Here is an 18,450-nt window from a genome sequence, read left to right as displayed (position 1 = left end):
TAGTTATACGCCATGTTGCCTGCTGTTTTTCCTTTTAAGTTTTTTCAAGGCCCTTTCCTTCGCCTTGAATTCGTATTTGCCTTTTTCAACCTTAATTTTTTCAATTATATCGATCGCTGCGGTATTTCCCAGTTTTCCAAGTCCATCCAGCGCATGTCCTCTAACACTCTTGTCCATCAGCCCTTCCAAAAGAACTTCGTAGGCTTCTACGGTTTTAATTTTAGGAAGAGTTTTTAGAAAAAGCATTTGTCTTGAAATTCCAAGTGAAGGGTTATTGCAAATTTTAATGATTTCAGGGTACGATTCTTTATCATCAATTTCACAGAGGGCATTTCCCACTGACCAAAGGAATGATTCAGAATAATTATCCGATTCCCGAAACATTTGGGTTAGATACGGAGCTGCTCTTTTTATTCCTTTTTCAGAGAGTGCCCTTACAATCATGTCCTTTTCCCTGTACTCAACTTTTGGCAAGTATTTCAAAAGAACATCAACGTAAGGTTTTGAGGAAATCTTACTGTTAACCAGAGAATCAATTGGAACTCCAGTGAAACTACCAAACTCGTGATTTGGTATCCCTAACTCTCCTAATTCCTCATTTAATTTTTGGTATTCTGGTGACATGTTAAAATTACTGACAACCATCTCGGCTATGATTTGTCTTGCCTCCGACAACTCCTCCCGATAACTATCAAGAGTGGGGAGAGGAAGGCAGCCTGAGGAAATTGTTGGATTTCCAACCTTTGCCATCCAGCCATTACCGGTTTATGGGCTTTAAGTTAACGAATTAAGGCTACTTGCCCGCTTATTGATCCGGTAAATTAAGGCCATGTTGGCTACGAGTCTTTATCTTAGGTGTTTAATTGCGCCCAGTACAAAAAGAAGGGAAGCGATGATCAATAAGATTCCAGGTATAATGGCACCTAAAGAGAAAGCCAACAGGGAATCGACACATACCATAATGGCAATAAAGCATAGTATTTTCCCAATTTCTTGCTTCATGAAAAGCGTTACTATTCCTAAGCCTGCAAGTCCAAAAAGTTGAAGGGAGGGGTGTGCAAATAAAACGGGAAAAATTTCCTTTAGAAATGGTTCAGCGTCGGATTGTTGCATTAGGTCGCTTATATAGTTGATTCCACTTCCGTGAAAAAGGGCCATGATTACTAAAAGTGCGCAACCGAGGATAGTTGATATTCGGGTGATTTTCAATGTAGCCATTTGACTGATTTAGTATCTATTGGGATAGACGTGAAATCTGTCAAAATAGTTGCCTAAGATTATTAGGGTTGTTGCCAACGCTAAAATGTACGGGACATGGCAGATTTTACGGATTTTTCCTGCCATTGCGTATACAAAAGGTTGGATTTGGTGACATTTACTTTACTCCATGTGTTCTGGTTTTGGAAATTTTCTAATCTTGGAATATCTTTTATAGCTATCAAATATTTCCGTATCAGGCCCTACGACCCGGGGGTCATGCGTTGTTTTTAACTCCGCAATGAGTTTCTCCCTTAAATGGGTTTCCAATGCTGTGTAATCTTTATGGTCTGCCAAATTGTGTAAACAATAGGGATCGTCCGTCACATTGTATAATTCAAACTCCGGTCTTTTGCCATGGGCAAGCTCAAAATATCTTGAAATTTCAGGGTCGGTATAATTTTCAATGATATAGGTTTTTGAAGGGCAATCGTCAATATCCGTAAAAGCGCCTTGATCAATGTATTTTCCATTTTCATCCAGGCCATAAACGGGAAGCAATTGGGTTGAATCATTGGGGTGAAAACGTTGTGGTGCACCTGCGGGCCAACGTTCCGGGGTGATGTTCCAAATGTAAATAAAGTCTTTGCTTCGAATCATCCTTTGCGGGTACCCCCAGTTTAAGTAGCGGGAACTCGAGTGCCTTTCCCGACCCGCCAGTACAAATTCCCTGGTTTCGGCTACAACGCCTTGTTTTCTACTTTGAAGGATATTTAGGATGCTTCTGCCGGAGATGGGCAACATCCCCGCCGTATCGGTACCGGTAAGTTCAAGGAGTGTTGGTGCGATATCTATAAAACTCACAGGGTCATCTACGACCCTTCCTCCGGGAAATCCTTTTGGGTAACGTACGGCAAATGGAACATGGGTCCCGTACTCAAAACAATTGGCTTTGGCACGTGGAAAAGGCATACCATTATCCGAAGTGACCATTACAATGGTGTTGTCCAACTCGCCAATACTATCCAGATGATTCAGCATGCGCTTTAGGTGAAGATCAAACCACTCGATCTCTACGGCATAATCAAGTAGGTCACCACGGATTTCATCGGTGTTGGGGAGGAAGCCCGGAACTACTTCAACGTCATCCAATTCCTTGCCCATACGTTTCCAAGAGCCTTTCTCGTAATGACGATGAGGTTCGGATGCCCCATACCAAAAGAAAAAAGGTTTGTCCTGCCGTATACTATCCATAAAGAACTTAAAATTTTCAAAGTAATTCAGGTTCCGGATGCCCTTAGCAAAACGTTCATCATTGGCATTGTCATAGGAAATGTGGCTATACGATTTCCCGGCCGCGTCGCCCTTTCGCCATAACGAGTCTTTTTCACTTTTTGCATAGTAAAAAGGTGTGACACCCTTCCCTGTTCTGCCGGTAGCATACCCATTACTTTCGAGTAAATCAACAAAGGGCACATACTTTTTCATCCAAGAGGAAGCATGTTGACCCGATTGCTCATTTTGCCAGTGGTAGCGCCCCGTTACAATACTACTCCTAGAGGGGGCACAACCCGGAGAACCGGCATAGCAATTTGAAAAATAAATACCTTCGCGTGCTATTCTGTCAAAAGCGGGGGTGCTTACATAATTACAACCGCCAAAACTGGTGTGTTGAAACGACTGGTCGTCACTGATTGCAAACAAAATATTGGGCCTTTTGTGCTCGGAAGGGTTTTGTTTGCAACCTAGGAGTAAAGCAAGGGATAGTACAAATAAATTGCATCTGTTCATATATATGAAATACTTGGTACTTACATTAAACTAACTACAACGGTCCCGGCTATGATTCCGTTGTGGTTAGCCGTAGGGCGGAATCATTTTCTGTTTTTATCCAGATATAAATGTAGGAAAAGTCGGTTGTATTAACTAGCTAGTGGAGCAATGAATTATAGCCCTTGTTGTGTGGTTTATTATTTAATAGGCTTAAAGTGGGTTTCCACTTTTGGCATTCCGGAAGGGCCGCTATCATCAGGTGTCATAATTAGAATCAATTTATTCGCGCTTATTGATTCAATTCTTGAAGTTATTGTTCCATTGATTTCCAATTCCACGTATTTGTCTTTAGCATAAAATGTCCAATTCCCAGTTTTTGTTTTTCCAGTTTCCTCTATAATGTCATAAGTCCCATCAGATTTGAATTTGAAATCAAAATCAGTAGCTCCGGGTATTTGTTTTATTTTCATTTCGCCCAGCATTGCAAAATCAATTCCCCATTGTTGACAGAGCACGGATTTGAGTTCAGATTCTCCCAAATTTATATTTTGGGCTGTCAAACAAATATTCCACCCTAGCATTAATGGCGCTAAAATCAAAACAATTCTTTTCATTTAGTTTCTTTACGATGACATACAACGTTTAGTGCATGTATTGTTCCTGATTTGTTGACTATTCGCTGTCAAACTGGGATTGGATTGATGCGATTCATGACCTTGGAAAATTACTATATTTTCCGCCATTGCGTATAACACATGGCTATGAATCGTTGTACAAACGCGTACAAACCGAGACCCTATCTATTTGATAATCTTATTCGGAACCCCAACATCAAGAAATAGAAGATTTCGGATACGTGGTATTAGTCTTCCAACAATTGAAAAACCATTACTCTTTCTTGATATATTTTGCGGCACCAGCCTTGAGCATATCTAACTGCATACCCAGCATGTCCATGTTTGCATCGTGGCCCGAATTCTCTATTTGTATGTATTCTTTGTCCGACGCCACGATTTCTTCAAAAAATTCTTTTGTGACTTCCGGCACCGTTAATAAATCTTTATCACCTTGTATGATATATATGGGTATCTTCAAATTAATACAACATGCATCCAAGGCTACATCATTTATCATTCCATCACCATTCAATCCTATAAATTTTAGAAATGAAAATTCTTCTGAAAACATAGAATATCTAGAGTCTGAAAATTCAGAAAGATACTCTTTTGAAACCTTCCATTGCACGGGATTACTTGCTGTCTCGCTTTCATACCGCCTTATGATCCTCCGCAACTTACCAAAGCTGGATGGATGGCTCCAACTTGGTGGCCCCATTTTATTTAAAATATCTAGAGCAGCTTTATCACCTCGCTCCACAGCGATCGTTTTCACTTTTTGATAACTCTTAGTATAATTTTTACTCCCATTAACAAGTTGGGACAGCCCAACATAAAAGTGAAATGTATTCGGCGCCGCATGTACCATTTTTGTAGCTAAGAACGATCCCCACGATGCGCCCGAAATGATTATTTTTTCTTGACCCAATCTATTTCTAATGTAATCACTTACTTCAAGACCATCCTTTACCAGAAGATCTACACTCAAATTGTTGTTGGTAATCATATCTAAAGTGAGCTCTTCTGCCTCAAATTGCGCTAGATATGTTCTTCCCGAACCTCTCTGATCCCAGTGAACAATAGTAAAGTTTTCTTCGAAATCTTGGAAAAGACTATCGTGATACATACTCAAAGGATTTCCCGGACCTCCATGCACCATCAAGACTATAGGGTTCGAACAATCCTTACCTTTTATTGTAACCCACTGTGGTACACCCCCGATAAGCACATACTGTGCTTCGTTTAATTCGGATTTTATATGGCTCTTAGGTTGGCAAGACTCGTGAAGAAATACTTTTTCTTTTATTTGAGCTTGACCTGAAAACCAAGAAAACAAGCTTAGAAACAAAATACCAATTAGCGACCTAAATTTTACATTCATGGGTTACCTTATATGTTATGAACCCAAGACGAATGTGAAGACAAAATGTTACAGGTTTTTGAAAAATAGTGAGATGCCGTCTAATCACTGTTTCGTACAATTTGGTAAAGTCATCCAAATTCAAATAGGCAACTATTTTACTACAATTGATGCATAAAGATATACTTGAAAAAAGAGAGCTTTTTTAACAATCAATGAGGTTTTGTTCATCAAAAATTTGCGGTGGGTGTATCTTCTATGATTCCTGGCGGCAGCAAATAGAATTGCGCATAACGGTCTCATGTATGCGTAGTAGCGGATTTCTACAAACTATCTGCCCGCTGGAGGATTTGCACTGACCTTTATTTAATAGTTAGACTTTCGTTTTATACCTTGAACCGCTTTTGCATAGACGTCGTGTTAGCTCCAGTTAAATTTTCAACTTTCCTTTCAGAACAATTTGAGCTTTACTTTTTATGGTCATATTCTTCTCATCCAATAACTCAACTTCCATAAATCCAGTTCTTTGCGAACATTGGAAAGAATTCATTTTTGACTTATTCAATTTCTTTCCCCAATACTTTGCCAAAAAGGTATGTGTTCCTCCTGTTACCGGATCTTCATTGGTTCCGCTCCAAGGCCAAAAATATCTTGACTCAAAATCATATTCTGCCTTTGTGGACAGCGCAGTTACAAGAACTCCATTAATCTCGTTATGTGATTTTTTTAGGGTATCAAAATCAGGCGATAGATTTTTCAATAATTCCGCACTTTTTATTTCAAGCAACAATATGCTGGTTTCAGCATTATACACGCTATTGTTCACTTTTTCAATTCCAAGTGCTTTAAGTAGTTTAAATGGTACTTCTTTAGGCATTGTCTCATAAATTGGAAATCCCATTTTTATGAATTCCTCATTACATTCAATAGGCAATCTCAAATTCTGAATGTTCACAAAATTGATTGCATTTTGTCCATTTTTTTCAAAAAGAACTTTTGATGAAGCAAGAGTGGCGTGTCCACATAAGGGTATTTCCATTACTGGTGAAAAGAATCTTATCGGATATTCATTATTCCCATTAACTTCTCCAATAAATGCCGTTTCTGATAATCCCAATTCTTTTGCGATTGAAAGCATTTCCGAATCGGACAGTTCATCCTTTAATATACAGACCCCTGCTGGATTTCCTCGAAAAGGTTGGTCTGTAAATGAATCAACTATATAGGTTTCTATTTCTTTCATTTTATGTTGCTCGCTTCTAATCGGTGCTAATGGTCTCGACTATGATTTTGTCCCACCCAAGTATTGGAATCGGGATGAATTATAACCATTGTTGTGGGTAGTTTTATTTATCCGATAAATAGATTTTGAGTCTTAAAGTTCGTGAGTATTTATCGATATACAAGTTTGATTCAGCACTCAAGTGTTTATTTGACAACCATTTATTTTTATACCTTATATTTTCCTCCTTTAAACTACTAGTAGGTGGGCCCAGTGTTAGGTTTAAATATTTGTTTAGAAAGTCATATTTATATCTATAATCATCGCCGATGTTTTTGTAATCTTTGGATCGCCATCCACTAACCCGTCTTTGGCGCCATTTAAAGACAACAAATTTTAATTTTCTATCTTTTTTTGAAAAAAAATAACCTACTTCCCTGCTTAGATAAGGACACTCGGTTAGTTTGAATACCAATATGTCCTTAATTTTTTTTCGATTAACATGTTCTCCAATTTTTCGGCCGTTGTTGTCAACAATATTAAGTTGATCTCCCCAACCCCACGAGGATGCTGAAATTGAATTTATAGAATCCTCATACTTTTTAATTTTATCTACTGCTGACTCTTCTTGATTACTAATTAACTCCGATAGAAAAGTTAATTGATCATACAAAAGGATGTTCCCCTGATTAATATTTAAAGTGCTATAACATGTTGTGTCTAATTCCATTTGAGGCTCCGTCCGCCTAATTGCAATCTGTTTGAAGTTTGAGAACTTAATAGCATGAATATAGTCTTGCCAAACTTCAATACTTGGATATTGGGAGTTTAGCGGCAGAGTTGATGTCTTTTTGAATTTATTTCTCCCCTTTAGGTCAATAAATAGGTTATACTGTAAGGGAGCTTTACTTCCGCTTTTCAAAACAAGTAAGGTGCTCTTTTTGGTGCCAAATTTTCCGACTGCGAAGATTCCTTGAATTTCATTGACCTCTAGAGAGTCATCAAGAATAGACGGGGCTTTACCAGAATTCAATTGGTCATTGAAGGCAACCTTGGAAACAATTTCATAAGAAAAATCAGATGCCCCTTTCTTTATTAGTTTAATTCGGAATTTAGTATTGATGTCAATTGGGCTGACATTCCTTAATTCTTGGGCATTTAAGAACGATGAAAAAACAAGAAGAACGAGAACAGAAAAAATGTTATTCATATACCCCAATTACCTAAAACCGTCCCGGCTATGATTTCGTCCAAAGAACTCAGGATGAAATATAACCAATGTTGTGTGTAGTATTTTTGATTTTCAGATTAGTTCTTTCTACAAAATCTTTGATGTCAATAACTCTAACTCCAGAATAAATTCTTGGATAAGATATTGCTTTAAATATTCTCTCGCTTATACCAAAACTTATTATGTCACTATTCTTAAGATAGGCGTCAAAAGCGTACTCCTTATCTGTTTTTGACTTAAGCAGGTTTTTGTAAGGTAAGGCATTCACAAGTTTAATCTCCTCAATATCTCGGTAAAAGATTTCATATACTCGAAACCTTTTTTTAATTACTAAACCCTTTTCAAATAATGCAATATATCTAAAGCGGTTTCCCAAATAAATATATGCAGGAATGGTAAATCCAATGGTTACTAACAAAGGTGCTATCCAAACTTTACCCGTTTCCTCGAAGTTTGAGTAATAGAATGTCAATATGCCTAGAACTAGCGAGAGAATTGAAAACACAAATATCGTAAACAAATCTTTTGAGAAAGTCGTTGAATATATCTTTAAAGGAGTTCCGAACTTTGACTTAAAGTCCAAGGGTTTATAGGATGTTTCAAATATATTCATATGTATTACCTAAAACGGCCTAGGTTGTGATTACTACCTCCGTCGACTCCTCCCGATACCTATAGGGATGAAAGGAAGACACTGTTGAATGTATTGCAGGGCCTATTCTTTTGATATTGAATTTAAATAAAAATTTTAAGGTAGGAGGGCGGCAATTGCTTATAGCCATGTTTAGCGGTAGTTTTTATTTAGGAGTGCCCTAATTTTTCACTACTGAAGTATCCAACCGATAATATAGACCAACCCTAATTAATTGGAATACACATTTTTATTATGGAGTTCCATCCATTTGCTCGAATCCGCTAAGTCCGTCCAACCGTATTTTCGATATAGTTCATGAGCATCTCCAGTAAGTAAAATCCAACGTCTTAAGCCTTGAAGTTCAGGGAAATTCATTATAGTTTCCATCAGCCATTTTGAAAGACCTTTTCCTCTGTATTCCTCTAAAATGTACACATCCCCTAAATACGCTATTGTCGAAAAATCTGTGATAATTCGTGCAAAACCAATTTGTTTGTTAGTCTCATAAAGACCAAAACAGAAGGAATTTTCTATTGAAATTTCAACTTTTTCTTTCGGAATATGTAAACACCAATATGCTTTAGTTGATAAAAAATCATGAATGGCATCGATGTCTAATTTCGACTTATCCGTAGAAATATAGAACTCGTTTTTTTGTAGTGATACTTTTTTCATTGAAATCTTCGGTCAAAATTGCCGCTAACGGTCATGTGTCAAGTACGTATCCCGAAGGGTATGCACTTTACACTATGTTGTATGCGGGTTTTTATTCTTTTAAAATTACTTCAATCGCCTTTTCGAGCAGTTCGTCTTTTCCTTTTCTGATACCCTCAATTGTTGGCTTAACTTTAATGTCTGGAACTATTCCTATTCGTTGAGTTTCTTGTCCGTTTGGATAATTTACTCCAATACCTGAAATCATTGTTCTTAATCCACCAGGAAGCATAATAGCCGATACGTTTCCGTCTGCTCCTGCTGTTGTACTTCCTATAATTGTTGTATTATCACCTGCTCTGAACGCCATTGATGTATATTCTGCTTGACTTTGGGATAGTTCGTTCACTAAAACAATCAACTTTCCTTTATAAGTTTTACCTTGACTTGGTATTTCTAAATTGCTTGTAAATATAAACTCACCGGGATTATCAACATTTCCGTTTGTAAACTTCACAAAGGGTGTCGATGAGGATACAAAATAAGAGCCCAAACTAAAGGGAACAAAAGTTGAAGGATAATTACGAATATCAATGATAATTCCTTCTGTGTCCTTAAAATCTTTTTTTATTTGGGCAATATCCTCTTCTTTAATTGTTTGAAGTGTAACATAACCTATGTTGTTATTCAACATTTTAAAGGATTTGTCATCACTTTTTTTATACCAACGATAAATGTCAAGACTGTCTTTTGGAAATAGTTTAAGTGTCTTTGTTTGAGGATTAGAATCTTCTGAAACAAACTCAATTTCAATACTTTCCGAGTTTGAGCGTAAGAGGTCTGCCGAAATATCCCTTAGTCTCGTCGGTTTGTTTGAAGCAGGATAATATTTAGATTTTTCCTTAACGATTTGGTCGATAGAATTTCCATTTATTTTGGTGATTACATCGCCAATTTTTAATCCAATTTCGTTTTTAAATTCCGCGTTATAATAATCGGTTACAACTAATTTATTTTCAATAAAACGTAGGTGGATTGGTGGATATTTTGAACCTTTCCATTCATCAATTTTATCCGCTCCACCCCAAAGGTTGGCGTGAGTATCCTGTAAATCTCCAATTATTTGAATTGCAGCCAATTCATATTCCAATTCATCTTTTGTATTGATAAATTGAGGGATGTATTCTTTCAGTTTGTTATTCCAATCTTTATCCATTAAGTGTTTGTATGGGAAAAAGTAGTTTATCATATTCCAATAACGATAAAGCGATAGCAGTCTAAAACCATCATCTGGGTAAGGCATATTTGAATAGGGATTTTCATTTTTAAATTTAGGATTCCCTACATTAGCCGTCATTTCAATGTAATAGTGCTTACCTTGTGAACGGTTCTTATAAACGTAGAGCAATTTGTTTTTCAAATCAGCACTTTGATTGTTAATCCATTTCATATCGGGTTTTAGAATGGCATCTTTATCTGTCGGCTGACATTTTGCACATTCTTCTACTTGACCAAATGAGTCAATCCAATTCACAAGATGTTTATTTCTTTCGATAGTGTTTCCTGCCTTAATGTATTTTGGTAAAAATCTAAAAAGCTCATAGTCCCAATTGTAGTTCCCTTCTGCAATTTCAGGATGATGATATTTAAGAAACCCCCAAACTCTACCTAATAATTCAAGGTTTTCTATATTTTCGGTATTAAAGTTAGATAGCTCAATCAAAGACCCATTATCAAATTCTTTATCAAGTTGTGCTTTTAACAATTGTTTTTCGATTTCTTTTAGGGTTTGAACACTCTTACCATCAATTGATAAAACAAAATCATCAAACCAAGCTTCTCCTTTGCCCGATAAGATTCCCGCTATGTAGATATTCTCAGCTCCCTCGGGATAATTAAGTGTTATAGTGTATTTCTGCCAATCTTTTGTTCCCGTAATATTTTGATTTTGCATATTGTCAAATGCCAAAGAGTTACCATTTCCGTCAACTCGTAACAACAAACCTGCAAATCCGTATTTAACATTTTTGGTTTTCATAAAACCCTCAAGTTTTATTGTCTTGCCTTCATAATTAGCTGGTATTTTGTACGCAATGCTACCAAAGGAATTTCCTGTTGAATCGGAAGTGATTTTTCCCGATTTTTTCCCCGAATGAGCATTTTCATCTATGGTTAATTCATAGCTCCCCCATTTGAACCATCCATCGGAAATTGATTTTTCGTCTTTTTGGTTTTCAAATCCAAGATTGAATTTTTCGGTTTCTTGTCCTTGACAATTCAAAGAGATAATAGTCAATAATGCGATTAGTATCTTTTTCATTGATTTCATTTTCAAACTTGTACACAACGGTTCGTGTATGATTAGTTGCACGCCGTCTGCGTTAGCAGCGGGCGAGTGGCGCGCTGGCCAAAACGGAAAATGTCCGCCTGAGACTAAAGATAATTGATTGCAGGAATTTCCTTTTGAAAATTTCGCCCGCAATTAATTATACACCGTGTTGTAGTGCGTTTTTATTTTTTTAATTCATTTTTTAAAATCCATAATGCAACACCTGTTGTGTCAGAACTATTCCGAAATCTCAAAATTTCGCCAGAGTAGTTTCCAAAGTCTTTTTCTTTGGTAATAGTCGCAAATTCATAAAATTCGCTTTCGTGCGGGCCCAAAGAAACATTTTCAAAATAGATTGTATCGTTAACTATTCTGTAAGTTCCTTTGGTCTCAGAAATCCCGAAGCAAATATTTTCCTCAATGAATTTTTTATTCTTCTTTAGTTTTAAAGTTGTCGTACAATTTGCTGTTCCCTCTCTTTCCGCAACTAAAAGACTTTCGCTTTCCAATTTTTCAAAATCCATAATTCCAGTCGGAAAAAAAGCTGCTGAACCCAAAACAAAAAATAAAATCCCAACTGTCCAGATTCTGTTCCCGTCCTTGAACTCCTCTTTGATTAAAAAGTATACCTGTCCAATCAGTACGACCGCCAATATTAGAAAGGAAACAAATAGTAGAATGAAAATAAACATCGCTAAAATTCCAGTTTCTCCAATCCAGAAGTAAGTCGTGTTTATTAGTAGGAAAAAAATAATTGTGGCAAGAAGAAGTTTTTTTCTTTTCAATCAAGTTTTTTTAAATGCACTACAACTTGTTTATATGGCTATAAAATATAGCTTTATACGCCCATATAGGTATAAAACCGATGGAAAGTGTAATCTATAGATATCCCAATGGCGCTCCTAAAATTGTCCCTCCAAAACAAATAAAATTCTTTGCAGAGCGTGTTTCTAGCGTACCCCATGGACCTGCATCGCCAAGGTATAGACAGAGTCCATGGCCGTAATAAACAAAATATCCTGTTGGGGCCCGCCAAAAGTGACATTGGCCGTCCATTTTTCAGGAACCGGGATATGGTGGATCTGCTGCCCGGTTTGGTCAAAAACGGTTACCCCATCCCCGGTCAGGTATACGTTACCCTGGTTATCTACGGTCATCCCATCGGAACCCAATTCGGCAAAGAGTTTTTTGTTGCTTAGGCTCCCGTCCGCGGCCATGGTATAGGAATAGGTTTTTTTGTCCCCAATATCCGCCACATAGAGCGTTTTGCCATCCGCCGTGCCTATAATACCATTGGGCTGTACATAGTCTTCGGCTACGACGCGTACTTCTCCCATATCCGGGGTAAGGTAATATACCCGTTTGGCGGCCTGCTCCGGTTCTTCGTGTTCCCACCAAGGTCTTTTGTAAAAGGGATCGGTAAAATAGATACCGCCATTGGGATCTACCCAAAGGTCGTTAGGGCCATTTAATTTTTTGTCGTCAAAACCCTCTACCAAGACTGTGACATTTTTTTCGGTATCGATGCGCCATAGTTGCGTCTTCTCATCGGCACAGGACAGCAGATTGCCGTCATGGTCAAAATAGAGTCCATTGGAGCGGCCTGAAGGCTGCAAATAGGTCTCCACGGAATTGCTGGCGGCATCCCATTTTAGGATGCGATCGTTGGGCTGGTCCGTAAAGTAGACATCGCCGTTAGGGGCAAGGGCAGGGCCTTCGGTAAAGTCGTAATCTTCAGCGACCAAGGTCAATTCGGCTCCATCTGCAATTAGGTCATTTTCCTGGGCCTTGCTATAGGTGATCAAAACAAGAAGAGCGAGGATTGTGAGGTAGTATTTTTTCATTGGATTTGATTTTGATAGGGTAATGTACGAATAGAAATTTGATTTTTTGACCCCTCCTTCTTTCGACAAGGTCGAAAGCCTCCTCCCCCTGGCCAAGGGGAGGATCTAAGTTTATTTAGTTACCGGTCCACCCAGGGCCGCGGACCACCCGTCCTGGAAAGGCTCCTGTATGTTTCCCGTCCTGCAACACCTGGGTGCCGTTTACAAATACATGCTGTACACCTGTGGCATATTGATGGGGTTGGGCAAAAGTGGCATTATCCGTTATCGTCTCGGGATCGAACAACACCACATCGGCATAAAACCCGGTTTGTAGCGCACCACGCTTTTTGATCTTTAAATTGGTCGCCGGGAGTGTGGTGAGTTTGTAAATGGCCTCTTCCAGCGGAATGACCTTTTCCTCCCGAACATAATGTCCCAACAAGCGGGCAAAGGAACCGTAAGCCCTGGGATGCGTGCTTTGTTCCAAAAACACGCCCTCATTGGTATAGGAACCGGCATCCGAGCAAATACTCATATAGGGCAGGGCAAGCTTCTTCTTGATATTGTCCTCGGACATGGAAAAATAGACCACTTGAATACGGCTATCATCCTCGTAAATCAAATCTACCAAAGTTTCATTGGGTGATTTTTGTCGCTCTTCAGCTACCTCGGCCAAGGTCTTGCCGATAAGGTTTCGGAGGGCTTTGTTGCGAAAACCGACCAATAAAATCTTGTCCGGCGGTACATGAAAATCGATTTCCGCCATCATCTTTTTACGCTGTGCGGGTTGTGCAATCAATTTCATGGTGGCGGTATGGCCACCTTCCTTGGCCCATTCGGGGAGTACCACGTTGAGCCCTGTGGAACTGGCATTGTACATGTACATATCCGTGGTAATGGGCAGGCCTTCGGCACGGGCATCCCCCACCAGTTGTATGGCACTGTCCAACAAATGCCAATTGGCATTGCCCGAGGCCTTAAAATGATAGATTTCAGCCGAAATTTGCGCCTCCCGGGAAACGGTGATCAACTCCCGTACGGCGTTCAAGAGATCACCCTCCTCGCTGCGAACATGGGAGATGTACATACCATCGTGTTGGGCAACTTCTTTGGCCAATTCAATAATTTCCGGAGTCTGGGCATGGCCACTGGGTACATAGATCAAGGCGGTGGAGAGCCCTACGGCCCCCTCTTCCATGGCCTGATTGGCCAGATATTTCATGGTATCCATTTCGGATGCGGTGGGCACTCGATTTTCATAGCCCATTACATATTGGCGTAGGGTACCGTTGCCCACAAAGGAAGCGATGTTGGTGGATACCCCTTTCTTCTCCAAAAACTCCAGATATTCGCCTAAAGTGGTCCAGGGAATATCGTAGGTAATATCCTGTTGGCCCGCTTTCATCTCTTGCTTCATGGTATCGTTCAGGGGCCCCATGGAATGACCTTCGCCCAATATCTCTAAGGTAACCCCTTGCCGGATATCCCCTTGTGAACGTCCGTCCTCGATCAAGGAGACATTGGCCCAACTGAGCATATTGATAAAACCCGGGGCCACCGCCAATCCCGTAGCATCCATTTCCAAAGTCCCTTTTGCATTTTCGAGCTGGCCTATGGCGACCAGGGTATCGGCATTGATGGCAATATCCCCGGTAAAGGATTTTTCGCCGGAACCATCGTAGATCTGTCCATTTTTAATTAGGACATCATAGGTTTTCGGGGTGTTGCAGGCCACAAAGAGCATGCTGATCAAAATGAAATAGGGGAGGCGGGAATGTTTCATATAGCGTATTTCTGGATTGACGAAGGGTGTTTTACCCACCCGATTTACGATTATAACTTATTGAGAAAGGCCATATTGTGTTGCATACTTTCCATAGGGGTACTGGCGTATTCCTCCTGCTCCAGAAAAATATGTTGAACACCGGATGCTTTTTGGTGTGCCATCATTTTTGGGATATCCAATACGCCTTTGCCGAATTCCGTGCTTTCCTTTTTTCGCATATCCATATCCTTTAAATGCCAGAGCGGGAAACGGCCCGAATATTTTTTGAAATAGTCCAAGGGATCTTTTCCTCCTACAACCACCCAGCCCAGATCTAGCTCCATATATACCAGGTCAGGCTCTGTATGGTCCATAAGTACATCATACAAGACCTGCCCCTGGTGCGATTCAAATTCATAGCCGTGATTGTGGTACCCAAATTTCAATCCCATTTTCTGGCATGCCTCCCCGGCTTTGTTAAAATCCTCGGCCACTTTTTTATAGTTGCTTACCGTCTGTCCCTTGGAGGGTAGGGAGGAGCAGATAAGATATTCCTGCCCGGCTTCCACGGCCTCCTCCATGGTTCTCTGAAAATTATCGTCCAGACGTACATGGCCGCTCACCAATTGCATTCCAAAATCTTTACAGGTGGATTGCATTTCCTTGGGCGAAAGGCCATAATAGTGTCCTTTTTTGCTTCGGGCCGATTCGATTTCCGTAATCCCTAGGGAAGCGATCTTTTCCAAGGTGCCTTTGGCGTCCTTGGCCATTTCATCACGAAAGGAATACAATTGTACCCCAATTTTTTGTTTTCCGGGCCACGCCAATGAAAATGAGGGTAGGAGCAAGGTACCTACTGCCAATCCACCCGTTTGTCGTAAAAAAGTTCTTCGTGTTCGCATACTTCCGTTTTTAGAATTCGTTCTGACCCTAGGTCCCTTAAAAATAGCTAAAATTCTTAGAGACTGTTTTGAAATGTGTGATTCCAATGGTCATAGGTAATTTTTGATGCCAAACAGGACAAAACTTTTGGTCTCTTAGTCCATAAAAAGGTCGGGGAGGAAGAGGGACAACTGCGGGAACAAGGTGACCAAAATCAGTACCAGGATACTTACGGTGAGGAAGGGAAGCCCAGCCATACTTACCTTGCCGATGGACACCTTACCAATACTGGAAGATACAAAGAGACAAATCCCCAAAGGGGGCGTGGTAAGCCCGATCATGAGGTTCAAGAGCGCAATGACCGCAAAATGGATAGGGTCTACATCCACGGCCAGGGCCACTTTCAACAAAATAGGAAAGAGGACCAACAAGGCGGCAATGGTCTCCATAAAGGTACCGACCAAGATCAATAAAATATTGATCAATAAGAGCACCACATATTTGTTCTCCGAAAAGGCCAATATTTCACTGGAAATCAATTGGGGCAATTGTTCGGTAATAAGGATCCATCCGAAAAGATTGGCAAATCCCACGAGTACCATCAAGGAGGCCGAGGTCTTCATGGAATCCAATACAATGACCAGGATATTCTTAAAATTCAGTTTGCGGTAGACAAACATCCCCACCATTAGGGCATACAAAACGGCAATGATGGAAGCTTCCGTGGGGGTAAAGACTCCGCCAATGATACCAAAGAGGATGATAAAGGTCATCAGGAGCGACCAGAAAGTGTCCAAAAACCCTTTGGCTATTTGCCCAATGCTGCTTCTGGGGTGTTTGGGATATTTCTTTTTTACCGCGATATAGTAGGCTATGCCCATAAGTCCGAAACCCAAAAGGAATCCAGGAATGGCCCCGGCCAGGAACAGTCGGCCCACGGACAGGCCACTAAGGGTGGCGGCGATGATCATGGGGACACTCGGCGGGATGATAGGTCCTACGGTAGAGGAGGCCGCGGTAATGGCACAGGAGAAACTGGCATCATAGCCTTCCTTTTTCATGGCCGGTATCATTACAGCACCAATACTGGCGGTATCGGATACGGCCGTACCCGAAATTCCGGCAAAAAGCATGGAGGCGCCAATATTGGCCAAGGCCAAACCGCCCCGGATATGGCCCATAAGGTGGTTGCAAAACGAAATAATCTTTGCCGTAAGGCCGCCATGGTTCATCAAATTGCCCGCTAGGATGAACCCGGGAATACTCAATAATACGAATACATCGATACCGGAATACATTTTCATGGGAACCACGATCAGGGGAATTCCGTTAAGCAGTAAATAGAATAAACAGGAGAGCCCCAGCGCAAAGGCGATGGGTACCCGAAACAACAAACAGACGACAAAGACCAACAACAATACCCAGATCATATCAGCTTTTTTGTTTTTTCAGGGTTTTTAGGAAATCCAAAAGCGCAAAAAAGCTCACCGAGAGTCCCATAAGGATCATGCTACCAAAGGCAATGGACATAGGAACCTCAAGACTGGGAGAGCGTTCTGGAAGCCCTTGTATGACGAATTGGATACCGTATAACATCAAGACCATAAACAATGCTATGGTCAAAAAGGATATACCATGGGTAACCCAACGTTGTAGGTTTTTGCCCAGTTTATTGAAGAAAACGTCAAAATGGACATAAAATCCATCCTTCATCGCTAAGCCCGAAGCGAAGGCCATGGCATAGATAAAAAAGAAACGCGCCGATTCCTCTGTCCAGGAGGGGGCACTTTCCATGTAAAATCGGGCATAGATCTGTATGACGGTGGAGACAATGAGTCCCAAGGAACTGATCAAGGTTCCATATTTTAGGAAAGTGGCTACATATTTTCTTAAAACCCTCATTTTCGCAACGCTACAATTTCTTGGTGCACTTTCTGCATCTCTGGTGATAGGCTTTCAAATAGGGCCTTGCGGGACTTCTTTTCGAAACTTTCCTTGTCAACTTCCACTAATTGCATCCCCTGGGCCTTGAGCTCGTCCTGTACTTTCTTTTCGTTTTCCAAAAACAATTGACGCTCAAATTCCTGCATGTCGCTAGCGGCTTCCAAGAAAACTCTTTTGAGATCTTCCGGAAAGGCCTGAAATTGTTTCTCACCGATTACCGGATAGGTCCAACTGACCACATGGCCGGTAAGGTTAACATATTCCTGAACTTCGGAAAAACCGGCCGCCTTGATCATGGCAAAGGGATTCTCTTGGGCCTCTATAGTACCCTGCTGTAAGGAAGTGAACACCTCGGAAAAGGACATGGGTGTGGGTTTGGCCCCCAACGCCTGCCATGCCGTAACAAAGGAGGGCACATTGGGCACCCTAATAATAAGGCCATTTAAATCATCCGGATGCTGAATCGGGCGGTTGGAAGTGAGGTGCCTAGGTCCCCGCTGAAAATACCCCAAAGCCCTAAAGCCGGTTTTTTCGCGCATCTCGCGCTCCATCCGTTTACCAATGGGTCCATGAATCAACTTATCCATATGCGCCTTATCCCGAAGCAGAAAGGGCATCTCGCAAAAGGCCATGATCTCGATCCAATTGTTCAAGGTGGAGCCGGTTACCGTCATATCGATCACTCCGGCCTGAATCATCCGCAGGGCCTCGATTTCCTTGGCCAACTGCTCGGAATGGTAGTTTTGCACTACGATCCGTCCATTGGAACGTTCTTCCAAAATCTCGGCAAAATATTCAAAAGCCTTATACCAGGTGTGATCTTCATTGGTGAGGTGACTGGCCCTTAGCAAGAATTCGGGCTCCTCTTCCGATTTACACTGTGCCAGGAACAGGCAAATAAAGACGGTGGCGATACGTAAAAATAGTCTTTTGGTTTGGGCCATTTTGGTTTGAAATACGGACTTGCCTGGGCAATTTTGCTATTTCTTGGTTTTCTAAAATACTCTAAAATTTCC

At 40.7% G+C, this 18,450-nt stretch carries 17 protein-coding genes; all 17 read right to left on the bottom strand.

Features of this window, described 5'->3' with window-relative positions:
- Positions 1 to 3: 3 nt before the first annotated feature.
- The gene (locus tag Q0993_RS07115; protein ID WP_299531231.1) at positions 4 to 750 is read right to left on the bottom strand and encodes a hypothetical protein; all 747 of its coding nucleotides are present in this window, start codon (positions 748 to 750) and stop codon (positions 4 to 6) included.
- A gap of 96 nt (positions 751 to 846) precedes the next feature.
- Positions 847 to 1,218: a hypothetical protein gene (locus tag Q0993_RS07110; protein WP_299531229.1), complete on the bottom strand. Its 372-nt coding sequence runs from the start codon at positions 1,216 to 1,218 to the stop codon at positions 847 to 849.
- A gap of 162 nt (positions 1,219 to 1,380) precedes the next feature.
- Complete coding sequence (locus Q0993_RS07105; protein ID WP_299531227.1) at positions 1,381 to 2,901, bottom strand: sulfatase; 1,521 nt, start codon at positions 2,899 to 2,901, stop codon at positions 1,381 to 1,383.
- A 266-nt stretch (positions 2,902 to 3,167) separates the two neighbouring features.
- The gene (locus Q0993_RS07100) at positions 3,168 to 3,584 is read right to left on the bottom strand and encodes a hypothetical protein (RefSeq protein ID WP_299531225.1); all 417 of its coding nucleotides are present in this window, start codon (positions 3,582 to 3,584) and stop codon (positions 3,168 to 3,170) included.
- Between the two features lie 274 nt (positions 3,585 to 3,858).
- On the bottom strand, positions 3,859 to 4,968 hold the full coding sequence (locus tag Q0993_RS07095) for an alpha/beta hydrolase (protein WP_299531222.1): 1,110 nt from the start codon (positions 4,966 to 4,968) through the stop codon (positions 3,859 to 3,861).
- A 409-nt stretch (positions 4,969 to 5,377) separates the two neighbouring features.
- A complete protein-coding gene (locus Q0993_RS07090) occupies positions 5,378 to 6,190 on the bottom strand; it encodes a PhzF family phenazine biosynthesis protein (RefSeq protein WP_299531220.1) in 813 nt (270 codons plus the stop codon).
- Between the two features lie 103 nt (positions 6,191 to 6,293).
- Positions 6,294 to 7,379, bottom strand: a complete 1,086-nt coding sequence (locus Q0993_RS07085; RefSeq protein ID WP_299531218.1) for a hypothetical protein — start codon at positions 7,377 to 7,379, stop codon at positions 6,294 to 6,296.
- A gap of 49 nt (positions 7,380 to 7,428) precedes the next feature.
- Positions 7,429 to 8,013, bottom strand: coding sequence for a hypothetical protein (locus tag Q0993_RS07080; protein ID WP_299531216.1), 585 nt, complete (start codon positions 8,011 to 8,013; stop codon positions 7,429 to 7,431).
- Positions 8,014 to 8,262: 249 nt separating this feature from the next.
- On the bottom strand, positions 8,263 to 8,709 hold the full coding sequence (locus Q0993_RS07075) for a GNAT family N-acetyltransferase (RefSeq protein WP_299531213.1): 447 nt from the start codon (positions 8,707 to 8,709) through the stop codon (positions 8,263 to 8,265).
- A 91-nt stretch (positions 8,710 to 8,800) separates the two neighbouring features.
- Complete coding sequence (locus Q0993_RS07070) at positions 8,801 to 11,008, bottom strand: S41 family peptidase (RefSeq protein ID WP_299531210.1); 2,208 nt, start codon at positions 11,006 to 11,008, stop codon at positions 8,801 to 8,803.
- A 191-nt stretch (positions 11,009 to 11,199) separates the two neighbouring features.
- Complete coding sequence (locus Q0993_RS07065; protein ID WP_299531208.1) at positions 11,200 to 11,802, bottom strand: hypothetical protein; 603 nt, start codon at positions 11,800 to 11,802, stop codon at positions 11,200 to 11,202.
- Positions 11,803 to 11,967: 165 nt separating this feature from the next.
- The gene (locus Q0993_RS07060; RefSeq protein WP_299531205.1) at positions 11,968 to 12,861 is read right to left on the bottom strand and encodes an SMP-30/gluconolactonase/LRE family protein; all 894 of its coding nucleotides are present in this window, start codon (positions 12,859 to 12,861) and stop codon (positions 11,968 to 11,970) included.
- 115 nt (positions 12,862 to 12,976) lie between these two features.
- Positions 12,977 to 14,626 carry an amidohydrolase family protein gene (locus Q0993_RS07055; RefSeq protein WP_299531203.1) on the bottom strand — a complete coding sequence of 550 codons (1,650 nt, stop codon included), beginning with the start codon at positions 14,624 to 14,626 and terminating at the stop codon, positions 12,977 to 12,979.
- Between the two features lie 50 nt (positions 14,627 to 14,676).
- On the bottom strand, positions 14,677 to 15,510 hold the full coding sequence (locus tag Q0993_RS07050) for a sugar phosphate isomerase/epimerase (RefSeq protein ID WP_299531200.1): 834 nt from the start codon (positions 15,508 to 15,510) through the stop codon (positions 14,677 to 14,679).
- 135 nt (positions 15,511 to 15,645) lie between these two features.
- The gene (locus Q0993_RS07045) at positions 15,646 to 16,920 is read right to left on the bottom strand and encodes a TRAP transporter large permease (RefSeq protein ID WP_299531197.1); all 1,275 of its coding nucleotides are present in this window, start codon (positions 16,918 to 16,920) and stop codon (positions 15,646 to 15,648) included.
- 1 nt (position 16,921) lies between these two features.
- Positions 16,922 to 17,392, bottom strand: coding sequence for a TRAP transporter small permease (locus tag Q0993_RS07040; RefSeq protein ID WP_299531195.1), 471 nt, complete (start codon positions 17,390 to 17,392; stop codon positions 16,922 to 16,924).
- Positions 17,389 to 18,378 carry a TRAP transporter substrate-binding protein gene (locus tag Q0993_RS07035; RefSeq protein ID WP_299531194.1) on the bottom strand — a complete coding sequence of 330 codons (990 nt, stop codon included), beginning with the start codon at positions 18,376 to 18,378 and terminating at the stop codon, positions 17,389 to 17,391. The genes Q0993_RS07040 and Q0993_RS07035 overlap by 4 nt, the downstream gene beginning before the upstream one ends.
- Between the last annotated feature and the right edge of the window lie 72 nt (positions 18,379 to 18,450).

The sequence above is a fragment of the Ulvibacterium sp. genome, assembly GCF_028285715.1.
Taxonomy (GTDB): domain Bacteria; phylum Bacteroidota; class Bacteroidia; order Flavobacteriales; family Flavobacteriaceae; genus Ulvibacterium.
Note: the sequence above shows the minus strand (reverse complement) of the source record. Positions and strands in the feature narration are given on the sequence as shown.

Bases quoted from the DNA above. Each gene is read 5' to 3' on its own strand.
- Q0993_RS07115 (WP_299531231.1), bottom strand. From the start codon at position 750: ATGGCAAAGGTTGGAAATCCAACAATTTCCTCAGGCTGCCTTCCTCTC.
- Q0993_RS07085 (WP_299531218.1), bottom strand. From the start codon at position 7,379: ATGAATAACATTTTTTCTGTTCTCGTTCTTCTTGTTTTTTCATCGTTC.
- Q0993_RS07035 (WP_299531194.1), bottom strand. From the start codon at position 18,378: ATGGCCCAAACCAAAAGACTATTTTTACGTATCGCCACCGTCTTTATT.
- Q0993_RS07080 (WP_299531216.1), bottom strand. From the start codon at position 8,013: ATGAATATATTTGAAACATCCTATAAACCCTTGGACTTTAAGTCAAAG.
- Q0993_RS07050 (WP_299531200.1), bottom strand. From the start codon at position 15,510: ATGCGAACACGAAGAACTTTTTTACGACAAACGGGTGGATTGGCAGTA.
- Q0993_RS07100 (WP_299531225.1), bottom strand. From the start codon at position 3,584: ATGAAAAGAATTGTTTTGATTTTAGCGCCATTAATGCTAGGGTGGAAT.
- Q0993_RS07095 (WP_299531222.1), bottom strand. From the start codon at position 4,968: ATGAATGTAAAATTTAGGTCGCTAATTGGTATTTTGTTTCTAAGCTTG.
- Q0993_RS07070 (WP_299531210.1), bottom strand. From the start codon at position 11,008: ATGAAAAAGATACTAATCGCATTATTGACTATTATCTCTTTGAATTGT.
- Q0993_RS07110 (WP_299531229.1), bottom strand. From the start codon at position 1,218: ATGGCTACATTGAAAATCACCCGAATATCAACTATCCTCGGTTGCGCA.
- Q0993_RS07090 (WP_299531220.1), bottom strand. From the start codon at position 6,190: ATGAAAGAAATAGAAACCTATATAGTTGATTCATTTACAGACCAACCT.
- Q0993_RS07060 (WP_299531205.1), bottom strand. From the start codon at position 12,861: ATGAAAAAATACTACCTCACAATCCTCGCTCTTCTTGTTTTGATCACC.
- Q0993_RS07045 (WP_299531197.1), bottom strand. From the start codon at position 16,920: ATGATCTGGGTATTGTTGTTGGTCTTTGTCGTCTGTTTGTTGTTTCGG.
- Q0993_RS07055 (WP_299531203.1), bottom strand. From the start codon at position 14,626: ATGAAACATTCCCGCCTCCCCTATTTCATTTTGATCAGCATGCTCTTT.
- Q0993_RS07040 (WP_299531195.1), bottom strand. From the start codon at position 17,392: ATGAGGGTTTTAAGAAAATATGTAGCCACTTTCCTAAAATATGGAACC.
- Q0993_RS07075 (WP_299531213.1), bottom strand. From the start codon at position 8,709: ATGAAAAAAGTATCACTACAAAAAAACGAGTTCTATATTTCTACGGAT.